At 68.6% G+C, this 19,040-nt stretch carries 21 protein-coding genes; 9 read left to right on the top strand and 12 right to left on the bottom strand.

Features of this window, described 5'->3' with window-relative positions; translation table 11 throughout:
- The first annotated feature begins 25 nt into the window (after positions 1–25).
- The 4 genes from ACIA58_RS00400 (at position 26) to ACIA58_RS00385 (ending at position 3,795) form a co-directional block, all read left to right on the top strand.
- Positions 26–1,090, top strand: coding sequence for an exo-alpha-sialidase (locus ACIA58_RS00400; protein WP_396401437.1), 1,065 nt, complete (start codon positions 26–28; stop codon positions 1,088–1,090).
- 14 nt (positions 1,091–1,104) lie between these two features.
- A complete protein-coding gene (locus ACIA58_RS00395) occupies positions 1,105–2,040 on the top strand; it encodes a dihydrodipicolinate synthase family protein (protein WP_396401436.1) in 936 nt (311 codons plus the stop codon).
- 26 nt (positions 2,041–2,066) lie between these two features.
- Positions 2,067–2,777 carry a FadR/GntR family transcriptional regulator gene (locus ACIA58_RS00390; RefSeq protein ID WP_396401435.1) on the top strand — a complete coding sequence of 237 codons (711 nt, stop codon included), beginning with the start codon at positions 2,067–2,069 and terminating at the stop codon, positions 2,775–2,777.
- A 223-nt stretch (positions 2,778–3,000) separates the two neighbouring features.
- The gene (locus ACIA58_RS00385) at positions 3,001–3,795 is read left to right on the top strand and encodes a DUF559 domain-containing protein (protein ID WP_396401434.1); all 795 of its coding nucleotides are present in this window, start codon (positions 3,001–3,003) and stop codon (positions 3,793–3,795) included.
- 112 nt (positions 3,796–3,907) lie between these two features.
- Here ACIA58_RS00385 and ACIA58_RS00380 read toward each other — a convergent pair whose 3' ends face one another.
- The 5 genes from ACIA58_RS00380 to ACIA58_RS00360 are packed head-to-tail and all read right to left on the bottom strand — an operon-like array spanning position 3,908 to position 9,694.
- Complete coding sequence (locus ACIA58_RS00380) at positions 3,908–5,548, bottom strand: DNA repair helicase XPB (protein WP_396401433.1); 1,641 nt, start codon at positions 5,546–5,548, stop codon at positions 3,908–3,910.
- 51 nt (positions 5,549–5,599) lie between these two features.
- Positions 5,600–6,100: an AAA family ATPase gene (locus ACIA58_RS00375; protein WP_396401432.1), complete on the bottom strand. Its 501-nt coding sequence runs from the start codon at positions 6,098–6,100 to the stop codon at positions 5,600–5,602.
- Positions 6,097–8,379 carry a helicase-associated domain-containing protein gene (locus tag ACIA58_RS00370; protein ID WP_396401431.1) on the bottom strand — a complete coding sequence of 761 codons (2,283 nt, stop codon included), beginning with the start codon at positions 8,377–8,379 and terminating at the stop codon, positions 6,097–6,099. Before ACIA58_RS00370 ends, ACIA58_RS00375 begins: the two co-directional genes overlap by 4 nt.
- Positions 8,376–8,915, bottom strand: coding sequence for a kinase (locus ACIA58_RS00365; RefSeq protein WP_396401430.1), 540 nt, complete (start codon positions 8,913–8,915; stop codon positions 8,376–8,378). The genes ACIA58_RS00370 and ACIA58_RS00365 overlap by 4 nt, the downstream gene beginning before the upstream one ends.
- Complete coding sequence (locus tag ACIA58_RS00360) at positions 8,912–9,694, bottom strand: GNAT family N-acetyltransferase (protein WP_396401429.1); 783 nt, start codon at positions 9,692–9,694, stop codon at positions 8,912–8,914. Before ACIA58_RS00360 ends, ACIA58_RS00365 begins: the two co-directional genes overlap by 4 nt.
- Before the next feature lie 104 nt (positions 9,695–9,798).
- Between ACIA58_RS00360 and ACIA58_RS00355 the strand changes: the two genes are divergently transcribed.
- Positions 9,799–10,572 carry an alpha/beta fold hydrolase gene (locus ACIA58_RS00355; protein WP_396401428.1) on the top strand — a complete coding sequence of 258 codons (774 nt, stop codon included), beginning with the start codon at positions 9,799–9,801 and terminating at the stop codon, positions 10,570–10,572.
- Here ACIA58_RS00355 and ACIA58_RS00350 read toward each other — a convergent pair.
- A complete protein-coding gene (locus ACIA58_RS00350; protein WP_396401427.1) occupies positions 10,559–10,936 on the bottom strand; it encodes a DUF427 domain-containing protein in 378 nt (125 codons plus the stop codon). The genes ACIA58_RS00355 and ACIA58_RS00350 overlap by 14 nt on opposite strands.
- A gap of 54 nt (positions 10,937–10,990) precedes the next feature.
- Here ACIA58_RS00350 and ACIA58_RS00345 point away from each other — a divergent pair, with 54 nt between their 5' ends.
- Complete coding sequence (locus tag ACIA58_RS00345; RefSeq protein WP_396401426.1) at positions 10,991–11,863, top strand: LysR family transcriptional regulator; 873 nt, start codon at positions 10,991–10,993, stop codon at positions 11,861–11,863.
- A complete protein-coding gene (dmpI, locus tag ACIA58_RS00340) occupies positions 11,811–12,131 on the top strand; it encodes a 4-oxalocrotonate tautomerase DmpI (RefSeq protein ID WP_396403287.1) in 321 nt (106 codons plus the stop codon). Before ACIA58_RS00345 ends, dmpI begins: the two co-directional genes overlap by 53 nt.
- A gap of 35 nt (positions 12,132–12,166) precedes the next feature.
- Here dmpI and ACIA58_RS00335 read toward each other — a convergent pair whose 3' ends face one another.
- Genes ACIA58_RS00335 through ACIA58_RS00325 form a run of 3 tightly spaced genes read right to left on the bottom strand, consistent with a single transcriptional unit; the run spans position 12,167 to position 14,879 of the window.
- Entirely contained in the window at positions 12,167–12,943 is a 777-nt protein-coding gene (locus ACIA58_RS00335) for a metallophosphoesterase (protein WP_396401425.1), read from the bottom strand.
- 19 nt (positions 12,944–12,962) lie between these two features.
- Entirely contained in the window at positions 12,963–14,198 is a 1,236-nt protein-coding gene (locus tag ACIA58_RS00330) for an Nramp family divalent metal transporter (protein WP_396401424.1), read from the bottom strand.
- A gap of 60 nt (positions 14,199–14,258) precedes the next feature.
- On the bottom strand, positions 14,259–14,879 hold the full coding sequence (locus ACIA58_RS00325) for an SIMPL domain-containing protein (RefSeq protein ID WP_396401423.1): 621 nt from the start codon (positions 14,877–14,879) through the stop codon (positions 14,259–14,261).
- Positions 14,880–14,999: 120 nt separating this feature from the next.
- Here ACIA58_RS00325 and ACIA58_RS00320 point away from each other — a divergent pair, with 120 nt between their 5' ends.
- Positions 15,000–15,845, top strand: a complete 846-nt coding sequence (locus ACIA58_RS00320) for a DUF6454 family protein (protein ID WP_396401422.1) — start codon at positions 15,000–15,002, stop codon at positions 15,843–15,845.
- On the opposite strand, the gene ACIA58_RS00315 is transcribed toward ACIA58_RS00320, so the two are convergent.
- A complete protein-coding gene (locus ACIA58_RS00315; RefSeq protein WP_396401421.1) occupies positions 15,838–16,086 on the bottom strand; it encodes a hypothetical protein in 249 nt (82 codons plus the stop codon). The genes ACIA58_RS00320 and ACIA58_RS00315 overlap by 8 nt on opposite strands.
- A gap of 23 nt (positions 16,087–16,109) precedes the next feature.
- Here ACIA58_RS00315 and ACIA58_RS00310 point away from each other — a divergent pair, with 23 nt between their 5' ends.
- Complete coding sequence (locus tag ACIA58_RS00310; protein WP_396401420.1) at positions 16,110–17,732, top strand: AMP-binding protein; 1,623 nt, start codon at positions 16,110–16,112, stop codon at positions 17,730–17,732.
- A 10-nt stretch (positions 17,733–17,742) separates the two neighbouring features.
- Here the strand turns inward: ACIA58_RS00310 and ACIA58_RS00305 are convergent, their stop codons facing one another.
- Positions 17,743–18,087, bottom strand: coding sequence for a hypothetical protein (locus ACIA58_RS00305; RefSeq protein ID WP_396401419.1), 345 nt, complete (start codon positions 18,085–18,087; stop codon positions 17,743–17,745).
- Position 18,088: 1 nt separating this feature from the next.
- Complete coding sequence (locus ACIA58_RS00300; protein WP_396401418.1) at positions 18,089–18,970, bottom strand: LysR family transcriptional regulator; 882 nt, start codon at positions 18,968–18,970, stop codon at positions 18,089–18,091.
- Positions 18,971–19,040 lie beyond the last annotated feature (70 nt).

Genomic DNA, 19,040 nt, shown 5'->3' with positions numbered 1-19,040 from the left:
GCCACACCATGACATAGTACGTCCTATGTCTTCAAGAGTCGGCACGGTGGAAATCGTCTTCGACCCTGCTGGGAGCGGCTATCACACGTTCCGGATCCCATCCGTCGTGGCGCGGGGCTCCCTCGTGCTGGCGTTCTGCGAGGGGCGGCTGCACGGGTCCGGCGACGCGGGTGAGATCGAGCTGGTCCTGCGGCGTTCGCTGGACGGCGGGCAGACCTGGTTGCCGCTGCAGGTGGTGTCGGCGGTGGCCGGCAAGACCTGTGGGAACCCGGTGCCGGTCTTCGACCCGGTGTCCGGCGACGTCGTGCTGGTGACGGTGGAGAACGGTGCGGACGCGGTCGAGATGTCGCTTGCCCGGGGCACCGATCCTGAGTCGGGACGGCGGGTGTTCGTGCAGCGGTCGTCGGACGACGGTGCGTCGTGGACGCCGACCGTGGAGGTCACCTCGCAGGTCAAGCCGGCCGACTGGGGCTGGTACGCGACCGGTCCGTGCCACGGGATCGCGCTGCGGTCGGGGCGGATCGTCGTACCGGCGAACCACTCGTTCGTGCCGTCGGAGCCGGTCGACGATCTGATCCGGCTCAATGGCGGGCACTGCATCTACAGCGACGACGGTGGGGTCACGTGGGCCGTTGGCTTCGTGGATCGCAACGACGGCGCGGAGATCAACGCCAACGAGACCACCGTGGCCGAGCTGCCCGACGGACGCCTGTACTTCAACGCCCGCAACCACCAGGGCACCGGACCGGCCCGGGTGCACGCCTGGTCGTCCGACAACGGCCAGACCCTCGATGCGCCGTACGCCGGGATCCCTGAGATCACCGCACCGGGCATCCAGGGCAGCGTCGTTTGTCTGCCCGACGGACGGTTGCTGCTGTCGACACCGGTGAACCCGTCTTCGCGCCGGGAGCTGACCGTCTTCGTTTCCGAGGACTCCGGTGTGTCGTGGGAGCCGGCCTTCGTCGTACACGAGGCCATGGCCGGTTACTCCGATCTGGTGCTGCTCGCCGACGGGTCGGTCGGCATCTTCTACGAGGCCGGTGAGACGTCCTCGTTCGCGACCTTGCGCTTTGCCACATTCGCCCTTTGAGGTTGGGAGACCCCTTGACCGCATCCGCCCGCTTGACTGGCGTCGTACCGCCGCTCGTCACTCCGCTCACCCCGTCGTACGACGTCGACACCGCATCGCTCGCGCGGCTGATCCAGTACCAGCTGACCGGAGGTGTGGACGGGGTATTCGTGCTCGGCACCTCCGGTGAGGGCACGTTCCTGACCGACGAGCAACGGCAGGTCGTGCTGGAGACGACTGTGGCGGAGGTGGCCGGGCAGGTTCCGGTGCTGGCCGGCGTCATCGACACGTCGACCAACCGGGTCGCCGCACACGTCTCTGCCGCTCTCAAGGCAGGTGTCGACGCACTGGTCGCCACAGCGCCCTTCTACGCAGCCACACATCGCGCCGAGATCGAACGCCACTTCGAGAAGCTGGCTGGTCTCGCGGGCGACGTGCCGCTCTATGCCTACGACATCCCTTCCCGGGTGGGCACCAAGCTCCCCGCCTCCGTCGTCATGGCTCTTGGCGAGCAGGGGGTGATCGCCGGTGTGAAGGATTCGTCCGGCCAGGAGACCTCGTTGCGCGAGTTGGTGCTGTCGCGTCGCGAGAAGCAGTTGGACGACTTCGCGATCATGACCGGTTCCGAGGTGACGGTCGATTCCGCACTGGCCTTCGGGGTGGACGGCGTCGTACCTGGTCTCGGTAACGTCGACCCGGCCGGCTATGTCCGGCTGTTCAACGCGGCTGTCGCTGGTGACGCGGCGGCTGCGCGGGCGGAGCAGGACCGGCTGTTCCGGTTGTTCGACATCATCAACGTCGCGGACCGGTCGCGGATGGGCGCGAGCTCGGCCGCACTGGGCGCGTTCAAGGCGGGGCTGCATCTGCTCGGCGTGATCGACTGCCCCGTGACGGCGTACCCCTGCATTCCTTTGAACGACACGGAGATCGCGGCAGTCCGGCCGCTACTGGACCGCGCCGGATTACACTGAGCGGTCCTGACCAAGGGAGGCCGGCAGTGACAACGGGTGGGCTCAGCCGGGCACGAGGTGCGGCGGGGAATCAGTCCTTCATCCGGGATGCGATGAAGTCGTACATCCTGGAGCGTGGGCTGAAGGCGGGTGACCCGCTGCCCAACGAGCAGGAGCTGATGGCTCAGCTCGGCGTCGGCCGGCATCCCCTGCGCGAGGCGATGAAGGCGCTGCAGGCCGTGGGAATCATCGAGATCCGGCACGGGTACGGCACGTACGTCGGCGAGGTGAACCTGCAGTCCCTGGAGGACGGTCTCGCCTTCCGCATGTCCCAGTCGATGGCCGGCGACCTCCGCGACGTACAGAACGTCCTGGAGGTCCGCCAGGCCATCGAGGTCGGCCTGGCCGACGACGTGGTCGACCACTTCAAGCAGTACGGGTACGACGCGCTGGAGCCCATCGTCCAACGGATGGAAGCCAAGGCCGCCGACGGCGAGTACTTCCCCGACGAGGACTGGGCCTTCCACCAAGCCCTCTACGAGCCTCTCGGCAACGCCCTCGTCATAGACCTACTCTCCGTCTTCTGGCGAACCTTCGCCCAGGTAGACGCCCGCCTCCCCGGCGCCCGCTACACCCCCGCCGACGCCGCCGCCTGGCACCGGGACCTCCTCAACGCCCTACAGTCCGCCAACCCCGACACCTACGCCCACTCCATGAAAAGCCACTTCAACGGCATCCACACCCGCCTGGGCGAGTAGGTTCACCTGCATCTCGACAGGACGTATATGTCCACTGTGAGGCAGCGGCGAATCGGCTGAGCGTGCAGATGGCGGCTGAGGGCGCACACCTCCTGTCGAGTTGTCGCCTGTGGATGAACCAACGCAGCGGCCGGCCGATGTGAGGCACCATCCTGGGATGCAATCGGTCGCCCAGTTCGTGATGCACCAGGGTGGCTAGGCTACCTTCGCCGACCTGGCGCGGGTGGCCTCTCGCCACGCTGTTGCGAAGGCGCTCGAGCGCGGCGAGATCCAGCGGATCGCGTCGGGAATCTATGCGTTGCCCGACCTTCCGGCCGACACCGTGGCGGTGCTTGCCTACGACGGCGTCCTCTCGCATGTCAGCGCTGCGGCTGCCTCGGGTCTGCCGCTTCTGGTGACACCGGAGAAGCCCCACGTGATGGTTCCGCCGCACCGTCGTCCACGCCCTGGCCCACCCGCTGTGGTGCACTGGGCGGATGTCAGTTCCGGCGAGCGACGGGACCGAGTCACCTCGCTGTCGAGGACTGTCCTCGACTGTTCGCGAACCCTGCCGTTCGCCGAGGGACTCGCCGTCGCGGATGCAGCGCTGGCAACCGGGCGCTTGAACTCGGAGGAGCTGGTCTCCGGCGCAGTCGCGATGCGGGGCGCCGGTTGCCCGAAAGCTCGCCGGGTGGCCGTCGCTGCGACGCCGCTGTCCGGCAGCTTCCTGGAATCGATGCTCCGCGCGTTGCTTGTCAGCCAGGCCATCGAGGACTTCGAACCGCAGCTCCTGGTCACGCACGAGGGCTTCCGGGCACGGGTGGACCTGGGACATCGGCGGGCCAGATTGGCGCTGGAAGCCGAAGGCTTCGAGTTCCACGGTTCTCGACGGGATTTCGCGGCGGACTGCTACCGCTACGACGAGCTGAACGCGGCCGGTTGGCTGGTGCTCCGGTTCACCTACGAGCAGATCATCGGCGACCCCACCTGGGTCGTGGCCACCGTTCGCGCGACGCTGGCTCAGCTGCTCGCCGGATGACTCCTGCATCTCGACAGGAGGTGTCCCTCAAATCGCAACGGACGGTCGCCGTGCTGAGCGTGGCGATCGCTCGCTCCAGCCGACACGTCCTGTCGAGATGCAGATTCAGGAGCTAGGCGAAGAGGTTCTCGGCATCCACGATGGTGTAGGCGTAGCCCTGTTCGGCCAGGAAGCGTTGGCGGTGGGCGGCGAATTCGGCGTCGATGGTGTCTCTGGCGACGATGGAGTAGAAGCGGGCGGTTCGGCCGTCGCCCTTGGGGCGGAGGACTCGGCCCAGGCGCTGGGCTTCTTCCTGGCGGGAGCCGAAGGTGCCGGAGACCTGGATGGCGACGGACGCCTCGGGGAGGTCGATGGAGAAGTTGGCGACCTTGCTGACCACCAGGCGGGTGATCTCGCCGTGGCGGAAGGCGTCGAAGAGCCGCTGGCGCTCGCGGACGGTGGTCTCGCCCTTGATCACCGGGCATTCGAGCCGTTCACCCAGCTCGTCCAGCTGGTCGATGTACTGACCGATGACGAGCAGCGGCTCACCGGCGTGGTGGTCGGCGATGCGTCGCACCAGCCGGGACTTGGCCGGTGTGGACGCGGCCAGGCGGTAGCGGTCCTCGGGCTCGGCGGTCGCGTACACGAACCGCTCGGTCTGCTCGAGATCCACCCGCACCTCGATGCAGTCGGCCGGCGCGATCCAGCCCTGGGCCTCGATGTCCTTCCACGGCGCGTCGTACCGCTTGGGGCCGATCAGCGAGAACACGTCGCCCTCGCGGCCGTCCTCGCGCACCAGCGTCGCGGTCAGACCGATCCGGCGCCGGGTCTGCAGGTCCGCGGTCATCCGGAAGATCGGCGCCGGTAGCAGGTGCACCTCGTCGTACACGATCAGGCCCCAGTCGCGGGCGTCGAACAGCTCCAGGTGGGAGTAGACGCCCTTCCGGCGCGTCGTCATCACCTGGTACGTCGCGATCGTGACCGGGCGGATCTCCTTGCGCGCGCCGGAGTACTCGCCGATCTCCTCCTCGGTCAGGCTGGTCCGCCGCAGCAGTTCGTCCTTCCACTGCCGCGCCGACACGGTGTTGGTGACGAGGATCAGCGTGGTCGCGGACGCCTGTGCCATCGCGGCCGCGCCGACGATCGTCTTGCCGGCCCCACAGGGCAGTACGACGACACCGGAGCCGCCGTGCCAGAACGAGTCGACCGCCTGCTGCTGGTACGGGCGCATCTCCCAGCCGTCCAGCTTCAGCTCAATCTTGTGCGCCTCGCCGTCGACGTACCCGGCCAGGTCCTCCGCGGGCCAGCCGAGCTTCAGCAGGGTCTGCTTGAGGTGGCCGCGCTCCGAGGGGTGTACCAGGACGGTGTCGTCGTCGATGCGCTCACCCAGCATCGGCTTGACCTTGTTACTGCGCAGCACCTCCTCCAGCACCGGCCGGTCGGTCGTCACCAGCACCAGTCCGTGCTGCGGGTGCTTCTCCAGGCGCAGCCGCCCGTACCGGTCCAGTGTCTCGGCGATGTCGACGAGCAGCGAGTGGGGGACCGGGTAGCGGCTGTAGCGCAGCAGCACGTCGATGACCTGCTCCGCGTCGTGCCCCGCGGCCCGAGCGTTCCACAGCCCCAGCGGTGTCAGCCGGTAGGTGTGCACATGCTCCGGCGCCCGCTCCAACTCGGAGAACGGCGCAATAGCCTTCCGACACTCGTTGGCGTCCGCATGCGCGGTCTCCAACAACAACGTTTTGTCCGACTGCACGATCAGTGGACCGTCTGTCACGCGTTGCTCCTCAATCTCGCCCCGACCTTCCATTGTGCCTGAGCGGTCAATTCACAGGGCTGCGGTCACGACCTCGAGCTGCTTCTGGGTGCTCCAGCCCGCTTCGACAACCAGCGCGCTGTCCTCCGCCGGTGGCTGGAACCGCCGCTGCACGCGCTGCAGAACCTCGTCGGAGAGCATGTGGCGGTCCGGTGCCGCAACAGCGACGCTGCGCCGGGTGTCGAGCAGCTCCTGGTCAGCGGCGAGGTACACGACCTGATGGCGCATGCCGCGTGCCGACGCGAAGTCTCGCCAGCGCCGGCGATCGCGCTCACTCGGATTGACCCAGCTGAGGACGACCACGTCCGCGCTGCTCTCCTCGATCCTCGCCTCTGCCTGGCGGATGGTTTCCGGCCACTCTGCCATCGGTACGCCGTCCTCGATCCGGAAGCCGCGCTCGCGGTTGATGTGGTCCAGCTCGACCACGGTCGCGCCGTTGCGTTCGAGTGCGCGAGCCAGCGTCGTCTTACCGCTGTACGGCAAGCCGGTCAGGACTACCAGCAGCGCGGTCAATCGACGACCCGGGCGGCGGAGATGCGGTGGAGGGCGTAGGTGCGGGGGTTGTCGGTGGTGTCGTCGTACGCGGTCAGCCAGCCGTCGGCCACCCGGACCGGCTCGACGATGCACTCCGACGAGGTGCCGTTGTGGTCGACGTACGCGATCCAGGTGCGGGTGTGGGACTCGGCGGCGTTGGTCAGTACGGCGATGGTCTCGGCGGGAGCGGCCGGCTCGACCAGGCCCTGGTCGCCGGGGCGCTCGGCGACGATCCGGTCGCCGGCGCGGACCTTCTCGATGACTGCCTTCACCTGGTCGTCGGTCAGGTCGAACGCGCTCTCGTTGAAGTCCCGGCCGGTACGGCGACGCGGAGCCTCGCCACGCCGCGGCGTACCGGTCACGTGCAGAGCCCCGTCGAACGTCTCGGCGAGTGGCGCCAACCCGGCGTCCCGCAGTCGGCTCAGCACCATGTCCGGCGGCGACGGCGACACCACCACGGTCGGCGCCAGGCGACGGAACCGGACACCAGGCAGGTTCGAGTTGAGCAGCTGGGTCAGTACGTTCTCGTCGTCGCACCGCAGGTACGTCGACGCCGTCCCGAGCCGCAGTACGCCGTGACGTCGCGCAACGTCGTCGATGAGGTACGCCAGCGGCTGTGGCACCGGAGTACGTGAATGCTCGGCCAGCCAGGTGTGCAGCTGCTCCGCGGTCCGCCCGAGGTCGAACGCGCGCCGCACCGAGCTCTCGCTGAACCGGTAGACACCCGCGCCACCGTCCGACTCGACATCCGCCATCGCGGACAGCTCGTCCTGCACAACCCGCACCAGCGGGCCGGGAGCGATCGCGGTCAGGTCAGCCTGCAACAGCACCTCGGACACCGGCTCCGGCATCAGCGGACTGATCGCGTCGGCCAGCTCGTCAGCGGTCGGCTCCGCACCCAGCAGTGGTTGTGCATGACTCGCCAGCGCGCCCAGCCCGGTCACCCCGAGCAAGGCCGCCTCAGACACGCTCCACTCGACCAGGTCGTCCCGGAACTGCCCACCGCGCCGAGGCCGATGCCACGCGACCCACGTCACCACTGTCTGCGGAGCCGGCGCATTACCCACGCCGGCGCCGGCCAGGGCCTGCAACGCAAGGACGCGGATCTCCGGCGCCAGCAGCCGCTCCAGGTCCGGCGCCAGTGCGTTGATCAGACGCTCACGAGCAGCCGCCGTACCAGCACCGCTGTCGCGCCGTCCGATCAGTCCGATCGCCCTGAGCCCGGAGAACCAGGCCATGACCAGCTGGGCCCACCGATGCGCCAGGTCCAGCTCCAGCCAGTCGTCGTACGCACCGGTCGGCAGCCACAGCTCACTGGTCCCGACCTCGACCGCAGCGACCAGTCCGGCGGCGTACGCGATCTCCAGCACCGCTGCGGCGTTCTGCTCCTCGGCGCCGATCTTCCCCGCCACATTGCGCAGCTCACGAACGCCGATGCCACCAGTCCGTAGTACCGGCGGCGGCTCGGTCCCCAGCTGCTCCAGCGCCCGGTCGACCAGCCGGACGAGGTCCAGCGCAGCCCCCGCCGCGGCGCGGTCGGCGATCGAAGCCGACACCTTCTTCCCGTCCAACGGCGGAGGCACCGGCCTGGTCGACGCCAGCACTCGCCCGCCGCGCAGGTGCAGACCGATCTGCCGCGGCAGTACGACGGTGTTCGGATCCTTGGGTACGACGAGACCTCGCGCCAGCAACCGCTCCACCGGAGTACGGGCGGACGCGATCGTCACCGGCCGCTCGGCCTTCTCCACCGAACCGGTCGGCGGACCCCAGGTCAGCTTGTCGAGCACGGCCCGCGCGTCGGGACCGGCCTCCTCGATCAGCTTGTCCAGGTCACCGAAGTGCCGCGTGGTGACCGGACCGAGCCCGGCTGGTGTGGGACCGAGCAGCTCGTGCACCGCGCGGATCGGCCGCAGGTCGTCCTCTGTGCCCCACACGAGGGCGAGGTCCAGCAGCTCGGTCACCCGCGGCCGGACCACGGCCACCGGCTGATCGACACCCCGCGCGAGCGCCTCCAGGTCGACCGGCTCGGGCAGTGCCGACAGCGACTCGAGCAGGTCCACACCGAACTCGTCCAAGCGGTTGACCGCCCGCGCAGCCGACGCGTTGCTCGTCGCCCGCGCCGCCAGCTGCCCGGTGTCCGCAGGAATCGGCAGCGCCAGATCGGGCCGCCGCCGCAGCAGCTCACCGAGCCCGGCGTCGTCCCACGTCCGCAGCGCCTCGGCGAGGGTACGGGGGCGGGTCGGCTCGGTAGTGCTCATCCTTCCAAAGGTACGGCCCCGGCGGTCTCGACCCCAAGGTCGGTCAGGATCTGGCCCACGGTTTTGTCGAGTGCGCTGTCCGGACCGATCACAGTCTGCTCGACGCCGTCCAGTAGGTCCCGCTCGCAATACCACTCCCGCATGGCCTCGACGCTGAACTCCCCAGCCAGCTCCCGCGTGGCATGCCGAACGGCGGTCTCCTCGAACGGAATGTCGAAGTAGTAGTGCAGTGTGCTGCCGCGGTGGTCAGCCGTCAGCCGGCGGAGCATGTCGCCGTAGCGGCCGGCGTTCAGGATGCCCTCGAGCAGCACGTCGTACCCGTGGTCCAGCGCGTAGCGGACGTTCAGATCGATGAGTCCGATGTTCACATCGCCCGGGAGGTCGTGCTCGCGGAGCAGGATGCGGCGGAGGTGGTCCTGCTCGACCCACGCGGTGCCGCGGCCGAGGCGCTCGCGCAGTGCCCGTGCCGTGGTGGACTTGCCGGAGCCCGAGTTCCCGCGTAGTACGACCAGGCGGGAGGTCGGGCTGCCGGTCACTCTGCGGCCCCGGCGCTCCCGATCCGGTGGAAGCCGACGCGCTCGTAGACGGCCGCGACGGCGTCGGACTCGGCCGACAGCAGCACGAGGTCAACTCCGTTGGCGAAGGCGTGCTCGACCAGCGTCGACGTCACAGCCGCTCCCAAACCGCGGCGGCGCATGGACGGGACCGTTCCGACGCCGACGATCTCGGCGGTGGCATCGACCGGCGCGAGCGTCCCGCTGGCCACCATGCCTTCGTCGGTGAACGCACCCGCGTTGACTGCAACACCCCGTAGCGCCCGGTCTCGCAGCGTCGCCACCATCTTGTCGGCCATCTCAGCGGCTGCCGCGTCCCGCTCGGCCGGCCCAGCGGCGCCCACCGCAGTACCCGGGTCGCTGAACGCCAGGTTGGCGACCGCACGACACTGCCGGAGGACGTCCTCGTCTGCGGACAAGATCTCCACGCGAGCATCAGTCACGACAGGTCGGAAGTCGTCCCGCTCCAGCACCAGCAACGGGTGCTCGACGACGCTCAGGCCCGCCGCAGCCGCAGCCGCTCCCAGCGACGGGCAGGTCTCCACGACCCACTCGAAGCTCAGCGGGATCTCCAGCTCGGCGCAGCGCGCACGGACGAGTTCGACATCGTCCGGCTTGATCGTGACGCCGGATCCCGGCACCGGGCGCGCGTAGTACGGCCAGACCGTCGTACTACGGAACAAGGTGAACGGTCCGACCTGCTCGGCGACTGCACCGGACAGCGGGACGCTGTGAAGGTAAGTGTCGACTCTGTTGATCATCGCGACGCAGTGAATCACCCGGACCGGTTCACCGCCAGTGGATATGTCGAAAGCTCCCCATCGGCTCCGACGTCACAACCGTCAACGCCGAACTGGAGGGCAACATGGAGACAGTGACGTCTGCGGACGGTACGACGATCGCCTACGACCGACTGGGCAGCGGGCACCCGTTGATCCTGGTCGGAGGAGCGCTGTGCGACCGGCACTCGCTCCGGCCGCTGGCTGACGAGCTGGCGAACCATTTCGACGTGGTGACGTACGACCGGCGAGGTCGCGGGGACTCCGGCGACGTCACGCCGTACGCCGTCCAGCGCGAGGTGGACGACATCGCCGGGCTGGTGACGGCGGTCGGCGGTACGGCAGCCATCTACGGGCACTCGTCCGGTGCGGGACTCGCGGCGATCGCAGCGAGCACCGGGCTGCCGTTCACACACGTCATGCTGCACGAACCGCCGTACGGCCCGGATGACGTGGATCCCTCGGACGACGGCGAGCAGGTGCTCGAGCGGATCCGCGAGGGTCAGAACCGGGAGGCTGTCGAGCTGTTCATGATGATGACGGGCCTGCCGAAGCCGATCGCACTCGAGACGGCCGCCACTCCCGGCCTCGCCGAGCGCGCGCCCACGCTCGCCTACGACTTCGCGGTGATGGCACACGGCCTCACCGACGGCGGTACTCCGGTCGAGGTGCTGAGCGCGATCAAGCCGGAGACCCTCGTCCTCGCCGGTACCACCTCGGCTCCGTTCATGGTCGACGCCGCCCATCGGATCGTGACCATCCTGCCCGCGGCCGAACTCGTCGAGCTCGCGGGCCACCACCACGTCGTACCGCCGGAGGTGCTCGCTCCGGTCCTCACCGACTTCGTCAGTCGGCGATGATCTCGATCGACACCTTGTCCGGGTAGAACGCGACGTGCTCGCGGATGTCCGCGACCGCGTCGTACGGCTGCTCGTAGGTCCAGACGGCGTTCACCCCGTCCGCCCCGGCGGGGAGGACGCTGTAGTACGCGGCGTCGCCCTTGTACGGGCAGTAGCTCTCGTGTTCGGTCCGCTCGAGCTGCGTGAGGTCGACGTCCTTCCGCGGGATGTACTGCACCGCCGGATAGTTCGCCTCCTGCAGCGACAGGGCGTCGTGGGTGTCCGCGATGACCTGGTCACCGACCTTCACGACGACGCGGTCCGGGTTCTTCCCGACGGTGATCGGGTGGTCCGGCCCAGGAATCTTCACAGTCTTCTCCGCCATACCCCCTGACAACCCCGGTCGCCGCGGGGGCATTCCCCCGTGGATCATGTCGATGTGGAGCTACGGCAGATCCAGTACTTCGTGACCGTGGCCGAGGTGCTCAATTTCGGCCGGGCGGCCGAGCAACTCGGCATCGGCCAGCCCGGCGTGAGCCAGCAGATCGCCCGGCTCGAACGCGAGCTGGACGTCCTCCTGTTCGACCGCTCGGCCCGCGCCATCCGCCTCACCGAAGCCGGCCAACGCTTCCTGCCGGCCGCCCGCGCCGTCCTCACCGCTGTCGACAACGCCCGCGCCGCCGCCACCGGTCGCCCGGGCAGAACACTCCGACTCGGCACCAGCACAGGACTGGGCGAGCGGCTCGAGACCGTGGTCGCGGAGCTCTCGTCGCAAGGCCTGCACGTGGAGCTGGTGAGTACGCCGACCCGCGCCAGACTGGACCGGGTGCGCGGCGGCCAACTGGACGCTGCCTTCGTCCGGGGCCTCGACGAGGCAGCCGGTCTGGAGTTCGTCCCGGTCTGGGAGGACGCACTGCTGGTCGCACTGCCCGCCTCCGCCGCACCGTCGGGCGAGATCGACCTGAGCGACCTTCGCGACCTCCCACTCCGCATCACCGAACGCCGCACCAATCAACCGCTCGTCGACCTGGTCATGTCGGCCTGCGCCGCGGCGGGCTTCGAGCCCGTGCTCGGCCCGCGCTCCAGCAGCCTGCAGGACACACACGCCGCGATCGGCGCCGGCACCCCGAGCTGGACGGTCATCTACGAGTCGCACGCCCGCCTCCTCCGCGAAGGCCGGGTGGTGTTCCGGCGACCGCGCCCCCGGCTGGCGCTGACGACGAGCCTGGCCGTCCCCGCCGGTACGACGGTCGGCGGCGATCTCGCCGTACTGCTGGACGCCTGCCGGAAGGCGTCCGATCAGTTCGAGTGATGGGAGCGCATCGGTACTGCGTCTCGTTCGCGGCGGCCGCGACGGCTGGAATGGGCTCACAACCCAACGCAGAAAGGAAGATCCGATGCCCATCGTCACCGTCCTCCAAGGCCCGCGGACCCCGGAGCTCAAGCGCGAACTGGTCCAGAAGGTCACCGACGCCTTCGTCGACAGCCTCGGTGTCCCGGCCGAGAGCGTCCAGGTCTGGATCCAGGAGACCCCGCCGGACAGCTGGGCCATCGGCGGCACTCTTACGGCTGACAAGTAGCCGCTTCGGCGTCCTGCCTGGTCGCCGTGGTCGGCTCAGTCCGCGGTGAGCTCCTCCAGCTCGACGACCAGGCACGGGCCGCCGTCGAACGCGCCGCCGTCGATGCCCAGCACGAGGTCGTCGGCGTACAGGTGCGGTCCGGTCAGGAACCGCGGGTCGATGCCCAGCTGGTCGGCCACGATGCTGTGGCCGTGCACGATCCGGTGACCACCGAGGTGCTGCAGCATGATGCGGGCGATCTCCGGCCCGCCGTCGCCGCGGAACGCGTACCGCGACGTCATCCGGCGCCAGATCTCCCACCACACCTCGATGTCGTCGGAGTGCAGCTCGGCGCTCGCGGCGGCGTTGATCGCGTCGAGCGAGTCGCCCCACTCGACGTACTCCGCGGTGTCGGAGTGCATCAGCAGGTGCCCGGCGTCGAGGGCGAGCATCGGCCGGTCGAGCAGCCAGGCGGTCTCGTCGTCGGTGAGCAGCTCCTGGTCGCGGTCCTGCCCGCCGTTCAAGGCCCAGGAACGCTCGAAGCTGCGCAGTGTGATGCCGTCGTGCGGTACGAACGTGTCGCCGAACTGGCGCATCCCGAGCGCGAGGATCTCGTGGTTGCCGAGCAGCATCTGGATCGCGTCGTCCGGCGCCTGCTCGATCAGGTCGCGGACGTAGCGCAGTACGCCGATGCCGTCCGGGCCACGGTCGAAGAAGTCGCCGAGGAACCACAGCCGGGCGTCCGCGCCGGCCCAGTTGCCGTCGGCATCGGTGAGGCCGGCGGCCGCCAGCGCGGGGGTCAGTTTCTCCAGGTGGCCGTGGATGTCGCTCACGGCGAACACCCGCGTCACGTCATCCCCGAACGGTCAGCACGATCAGTACGACGTTGAGGGCCGTGACGGCGGTCGCTACCAGGCATGCCGCGAGAGTAGTCGCCCTGCGGTTGACAAGGTTACCCATGACGCGCCGGGATGCGGTCAATCTCACCAACGGCCACAGCGCGCACGGGATCCCGAAGCTCAGCACCACCTGGGAAACGACCAGGGCCCGGCTCGGGTCGATGCCGATCGCGAGGACGAGCAGGGCGGGCACCAGAGTGATCAGGCGGCGGGCGGCCAGCGGGACGCGTCGCTGCCAGAAGCCGTCCAGGATGACGGAGCCGGCGTACGTCCCGACCGACGAGGAGGCGAACCCGCTGGCCAGCAACGCGAGCGCGAACAGGAGCGCCGGGAGCTGGCCGAGACGGTCGCCGATCGCCACGTGCGCCGCGTGGAGCGAATCCGCGCCGCTGCCCTTCAGGGCGGCCGCTGCCAGCACGACCATCGCCAGGTTGACGGCCCCGGCCAGCGCCATCGCGATCGCCACATCCATCCGGGTGGCCCGCAGCACCCGCGATTTGCCTTCCTGGGAGCGGATGCTCTTCCAGTGCCGGTCGGTGACCAGGGCACCGTGCAGCCAGATCGCGTGCGGCATCACGGTCGCGCCGAGCATGCCGGCCGCCAGCACGAGCGACTGCGTCCCGTCCAGGCGGGGCACCAGTCCGCCGACCACGCCGCTCGCGGACGGATCCGACTTCGCCGTCGACACCACGAAGCCGATGAGTACGACGGCGAGCAGGCCGATGATCGCTGCCTCGAAGGGGCGTTGGCCGCGCTTCGACTGATAGATCAGCAAGGCGAACGACACCGCGCCGGTGATCACGCCGCCAAGCAGCAGCGGGATCTTGAACAGCAGATTCAGCGCGATAGCACCGCCGACCACCTCGGCCAGGTCGGTCGCGATCGCCACCACCTCGGCTTGCGCCCACAGCCCGGTCGACGTCGACCGGCGGAAGTGGTCACGGCACAGCCGCGGCAGGGTCCGCCCGGTCGCGATGCTCGCCTTGGCCGCGAGGTACTGCACCAGGACGGCCATCAGGTTGGCGCCGACGACCACCCAGCAGAGCAGGTAACCGTACGTAGCGCCGGCCGCGATGTTGGTCGCGAAGTTCCCCGGGTCGACGTACGCAACGGCCGCAACGAAGGCCGGTCCGAGCAGTAGGAGCCCGGACCGACTGAGTTGCCGCCGCAGCGGCGCCGGTGCGTACATGAGAGAAGTCTCTACGAAGGCACCGACAACGCAACACCTGTTCTGCTTTTGAGACGCGCGTTACGCCCAGGCGAAGTGCACTTCCAGGGAGACGGAGACAATGTGGTCGCCCGGAGTGATGTTGATCGCTGAATCGTAGGCGCCGCCCATGCCGAGGGACACGCCCTGCGGGTGGATCGGGAAATCGCCGCGGGTCTCGCTGATCGCGGTGACCGAGCCGAGCGAGTAACCCGACAGGGCCGCCAGTTGCCCGGCCTTCTCCTTGGCCTGCTGGAAAGCGAGTTCCCTGGCCCGGGTCAGCAGCTCGGACTTGTCCTCGATGTCGAACTGCAGCCCGTGCAGCCCCAGGCTGTTGCCCACGGCATCAACCGCCGCGTTGAGCAGCGCGCCGAATCCGATCAGGTCCCTCGTCTGGACAGTGATGGTGTGCGACGCCCGGTACGCCGGAGTCGCGTCGGGCTCCTTGTAGTCCTGGTACACATTCACCGCACTGGTCCCGAGCTGCGACTCCTCGATCCCGTGCCCGCGCAGCGCCGCGATGACCGCGTCGGTCTGCTCCCCGACCCGGGCGACCGCGGACGCGACGTCCGGCGCCACCTGGTCGACCCCGAACGACACTCGCAACACGTCCGGCGTCCCACTGACCTGCCCCGACCCGATAACACTGACCCCAGTATCCATATCCGCCAGTCTGCATCACCTGGATGTCACGTGGGCATCACACACTTCACCATCGACCATCCACCCTGATAGAGGAGCCTTTCGATGTGCAGTGACCTACAGGCCCACCGGGACTCTGACTTGACGCGTGCGTTCCTGACCACTGACCGCAGTACTGCGTGGACCCTGGTGGAGCGGGTGCCGCTGGAGTTCCCGACGTACCACCCGCAGGGGTTCGCGCTGGTCGGGGAGCTGATCTTCATGACCAGCGTCGAGGTGCTGGAGGCGCCGGAGAAGTATCCGGAGCCGGTCGACGGGTACGACCGCACGCCGGGCACGGGGATCGGGCACCTGCTCGCCATCGATCGGCAGGGGAGGCTGATAGAGGACATCCGGCTCGGCGAGGGTACGGCGTACCACCCGGGCGGACTGGATTTCGACGGGCAGGACCTGTGGGTGCCGGCGGCGGAGTACCGGCCGGACTCGCGGGCGATCGTCTACACGGTCGACCCGACGACCTACGAGGTCAGCGAGCGTTTCCGGGTGAATGATCACGTCGGAGGAGTAGTGCGCGACCGGACGACCGGTCAGGTGCACGGGGTGAGCTGGGGCTCCCGCACTCTCTACAGCTGGACTCCCACCGGCCGGCAGCTCAGCAAGCTCGCCAACGAGTCGCACTTCCTCGACTACCAGGACTGCAGCTACGCCGCCCACGGCAAGCAGCTGTGCGGCGGTGTGACCACGCTCCCCGGCCCGGACAACACGTCGTACGACCTCGGCGGACTGGCCCTCCTGGACCTACGCACCAACCGGATCCTCCACGAGATTCCGTTCCCGTACTTCTCCCCCACCACCAACCACAACGCCACCCGCAACCCAGTAGCCCTCGAAACCACCCCCACCAAACTCCGCCTCTACACCGCTCCCGACGACGGCCAAGCCCCCTCAGGCACCGAACTACAAATCTACGAGACACCGCTCAGGTAGGGATGACGGTCTGGGCGGCCTCGAACAGGCGACTGGCCGAGTCGATGCTCTTCGCGGCGTCCGCGGCAGACACCGAAGTGGCCTGGTACTGCGACTTGGACTTGCGCCTCAACAACCGGGACAGCGTCGCGCTGCTGTCCCGGCCCGCAGACCCCGCACCTTTCAACTCGGCGATCGCCTCCGAGTGGTTGTCGGAAATGAGAGACCCTGTTTCCTGCCGCATGTGCACTTGCAGCGTCATCGGGCTGAGGTGACGATGAAGGGATGAGCCTTCCGTCGTACGCGTCCGGGGTGTCCGAGGTTCCGTTGCTGGGTGAGACGATCGGCGCGAACCTGAGACGAACGATCAGCGAGTACGGCGATCGCGAAGCCCTGGTCGAGGTGCAGACCGGAAGACGCTGGACGTACGACGAGTTCGGCGCGGAGGTCGAACTCGTCGCTCGCGGCCTGCTGGCGCGGGGGATCGCGAAGGGTGACCGGGTCGGCATCTGGGCGCCGAACCAGGCCGAGTGGACGATCACGCAGTACGCGACCGCGTTGATGGGCGCGATCCTGGTGAACATCAACCCGGCGTACCGGACCCACGAGCTGTCCTACGCGCTGAACCAGTCCGGTGTCCGGTTGCTCGTCTCGGCGACCGAGTTCAAGACGAGCAACTACCGCGAGATGGTCGAGGAGGTCCGGCCGAAGTGTCCCGCGCTCGAGGAGACGATCTACCTCGGCACCGGTGACTGGGACGCGCTCCGCGGCGACGCCGGCCGGATCAGCGTCGACGAACTGACTGCCCGCGAGGCCGAGCTGTCCTTCGACGACCCGATCAACATCCAGTACACCAGCGGCACAACGGGATTCCCGAAGGGCGCGACCCTCAGCCACCACAACATCCTGAACAACGGCTTCTTCGTCACCGAGACGATCGCGTTCACCGCCGACGACCGGTTGTGCATCCCGGTGCCCTTCTACCACTGCTTCGGCATGGTGATGGGCAATCTGGGCTGCACCACTCACGGCGCCTGCATGGTGATCCCCAGTCCGGCGTTCGACCCGGCCGCGACGTTGAAGGCGGTGCAGGACGAGCGCTGCACGGGGCTGTACGGCGTACCGACGATGTTCATCGCGGAGCTCGGTCTGCCGGACTTCGCGGACTACGACCTGACCAGCCTGCGGACGGGCGTGATGGCCGGGTCGCCGTGCCCGGTCGAGGTGATGAAGCGTTGCGTCGCGGACATGCACATGGCCGAGGTCGCGATCTGCTACGGGATGACCGAGACGTCGCCGGTGTCCACGCAGACCAGGCGCGACGACGATCTCGACCGCCGTACGTCGACGGTCGGTCGCGTCATGCCGCACGTCGAGGTGAAGCTCGTCGACCCGGCCACCGGCCTCGTCGTACCGCGGAACGAGCCAGGGGAGCTGTGCACCCGCGGGTACTCCGTGATGCTCGGCTACTGGGACGAGCCGGACAAGACCGCGGAGGCGATCGACCAGGCCCGCTGGATGCACACCGGCGATCTCGCCACGATGCGCGAGGACGGGTACGTGAACATCGTCGGCCGGATCAAGGACATGGTCATCCGCGGCGGCGAGAACGTCTACCCGCGTGAGATCGAGGAGTTCCTCTACACCCACCCGTCGATCGCGGACGTCCAGGTCATTGGTGTGCCCGACGAAAGGTACGGCGAGGAACTCTGCGCCTGGATCAAACTCAAGCCCGGCGCCGATCCGCTCGACGCCGACGCGATCAGAACGTTTGCCACCGGCAAGCTCGCGCACTTCAAGATCCCGAAGTACGTCCTGCTCGTCGACGACTTCCCGATGACCGTCACCGGCAAGATCCGCAAGGTCGAGATGCGCGAACGCTCCGTCGACCTCCTCGGCCTGGCGTAAGGAAACCCGCTCAGCCGATCTCCGGATGCGCCTTCAGCAGGCGCTTCGGGGCGCGCGCCCGCCAGGAGTCGGTGACGATCTCGCGGAGCTCGTCCGCTGCCAGCGCGTCGAGGTGGGCGAAGACGGCCGATGGGAACGCCTTGGCCAGCCAGTAGGCCTCTGGGTTGCTGCCGGCGAGCGCCTCGCGGTCGTCGGTGGTCCAGAACTGCAGGATCTCGCGGTTGTCGTCGTCGCGGCGCAACCGGGCGAACTGGTGGCCGGCGACGTCGTACGCCGGTGAGCCCTCGTGGGCCCGGCCTGCCAGCGCGGCGGGGAGAGCGAGGGCGATCCGGCCGACGTCCGCCCAGGTGGACATCTCAGGCGCCCTTGAGGTGTTCGGCGAAGGCCTTGACCGAGGGGGTGTCTTCGCCGCGGCGCCAGATGAGGGCGAGGGCCGACTCGGGGATGCCGGTGAGTGGGACTGTGGTGATGCCGGCGCGGTTGTTGAGGGCGGCTGTAGGGCGGCAGATGATCATGCCGCCGCGGTCGGCGGCGATCAGCGACAGGCCTTCTTGGAGGGTCTTGACGTCCGGGCCGCGGTGGATGAGTGCCCCGCCGGGCGTCTGGGTGGGCGCCTGGGCCTGGCGCCAGTAGTTCGGGGCCGGTCCGGCGAACGCGATCAGCGTTTCGCCGGCAAGGTCCTCGACGTCGATCGAGGCGCGGTCCGCGAGTCGGTGGCGGGTGCACACCGCGAGCGTCTGCGGCTGGCGGGAGAAGATCGGGCCGACGACGAGGTCGTCCTCGGCGACCGGCAGCAGTACGACGGCCGCGTCGAGCTCACCGTGCCGGAGTGCCCCGAACGGATCGTTCAGCGGGATCTCGCAGACGTCGATCAAGCAGTTCGGGTTGCGGGACTGGAATCCCGAGACCGCGCCGAGGATGTCGTCGTTCGCCGTGCCCTGGAAGCCGATGCGGAGCTTGCCCTTCGTGTTGGCGGCGTACTCGCGAGCGCCCTCGACGACCCGCTCGAGCGCCGCGTACGCCGGTCGCAGCGAGGTCAGGAACTCCTTCCCGAGCGGCGTCAGCGCCACCCGCCGGCTCGTCCGCTCGAACAGCGGGCCGCCGATCCGGCGCTCGAGCGACTGCAGCAGCTGGCTGACCCGGCTCTGCGACAGGTACAGGCGCTCCGCCGTACGGCCGAAGTGCAGCTCGTCGGCGAGGACCAGGAAGCATTCGAGCTCACGGACCTCCACAGCCACGGCATACCTCCGATCGATTAGCTCAGCTAATACAAGCATGATCACATCGCCGTTGTTCCGCACCACCTCG

The sequence above is a fragment of the Kribbella sp. NPDC051586 genome (assembly GCF_044453965.1).
Classification (GTDB): Bacteria; Actinomycetota; Actinomycetes; order Propionibacteriales; family Kribbellaceae; genus Kribbella.
The sequence above is the reverse complement of the archived record's forward strand: the minus strand, read 5'-3'. Positions and strand labels throughout refer to the sequence as shown.

Excerpts from the sequence above, each read along its gene's own strand:
- ACIA58_RS00325 (WP_396401423.1), bottom strand. The coding sequence starts at position 14,879 with ATGGATACTGGGGTCAGTGTTATCGGGTCGGGGCAGGTCAGTGGGACG.
- ACIA58_RS00315 (WP_396401421.1), bottom strand. The coding sequence starts at position 16,086 with ATGACGCTGCAAGTGCACATGCGGCAGGAAACAGGGTCTCTCATTTCC.
- ACIA58_RS00350 (WP_396401427.1), bottom strand. The coding sequence starts at position 10,936 with ATGGCGGAGAAGACTGTGAAGATTCCTGGGCCGGACCACCCGATCACC.
- ACIA58_RS00330 (WP_396401424.1), bottom strand. The coding sequence starts at position 14,198 with ATGTACGCACCGGCGCCGCTGCGGCGGCAACTCAGTCGGTCCGGGCTC.
- ACIA58_RS00370 (WP_396401431.1), bottom strand. The coding sequence starts at position 8,379 with ATGAGCACTACCGAGCCGACCCGCCCCCGTACCCTCGCCGAGGCGCTG.
- ACIA58_RS00310 (WP_396401420.1), top strand. The coding sequence starts at position 16,110 with ATGAGCCTTCCGTCGTACGCGTCCGGGGTGTCCGAGGTTCCGTTGCTG.
- ACIA58_RS00360 (WP_396401429.1), bottom strand. The coding sequence starts at position 9,694 with ATGATCAACAGAGTCGACACTTACCTTCACAGCGTCCCGCTGTCCGGT.
- ACIA58_RS00305 (WP_396401419.1), bottom strand. The coding sequence starts at position 18,087 with ATGTCCACCTGGGCGGACGTCGGCCGGATCGCCCTCGCTCTCCCCGCC.
- ACIA58_RS00400 (WP_396401437.1), top strand. The coding sequence starts at position 26 with ATGTCTTCAAGAGTCGGCACGGTGGAAATCGTCTTCGACCCTGCTGGG.
- ACIA58_RS00355 (WP_396401428.1), top strand. The coding sequence starts at position 9,799 with ATGGAGACAGTGACGTCTGCGGACGGTACGACGATCGCCTACGACCGA.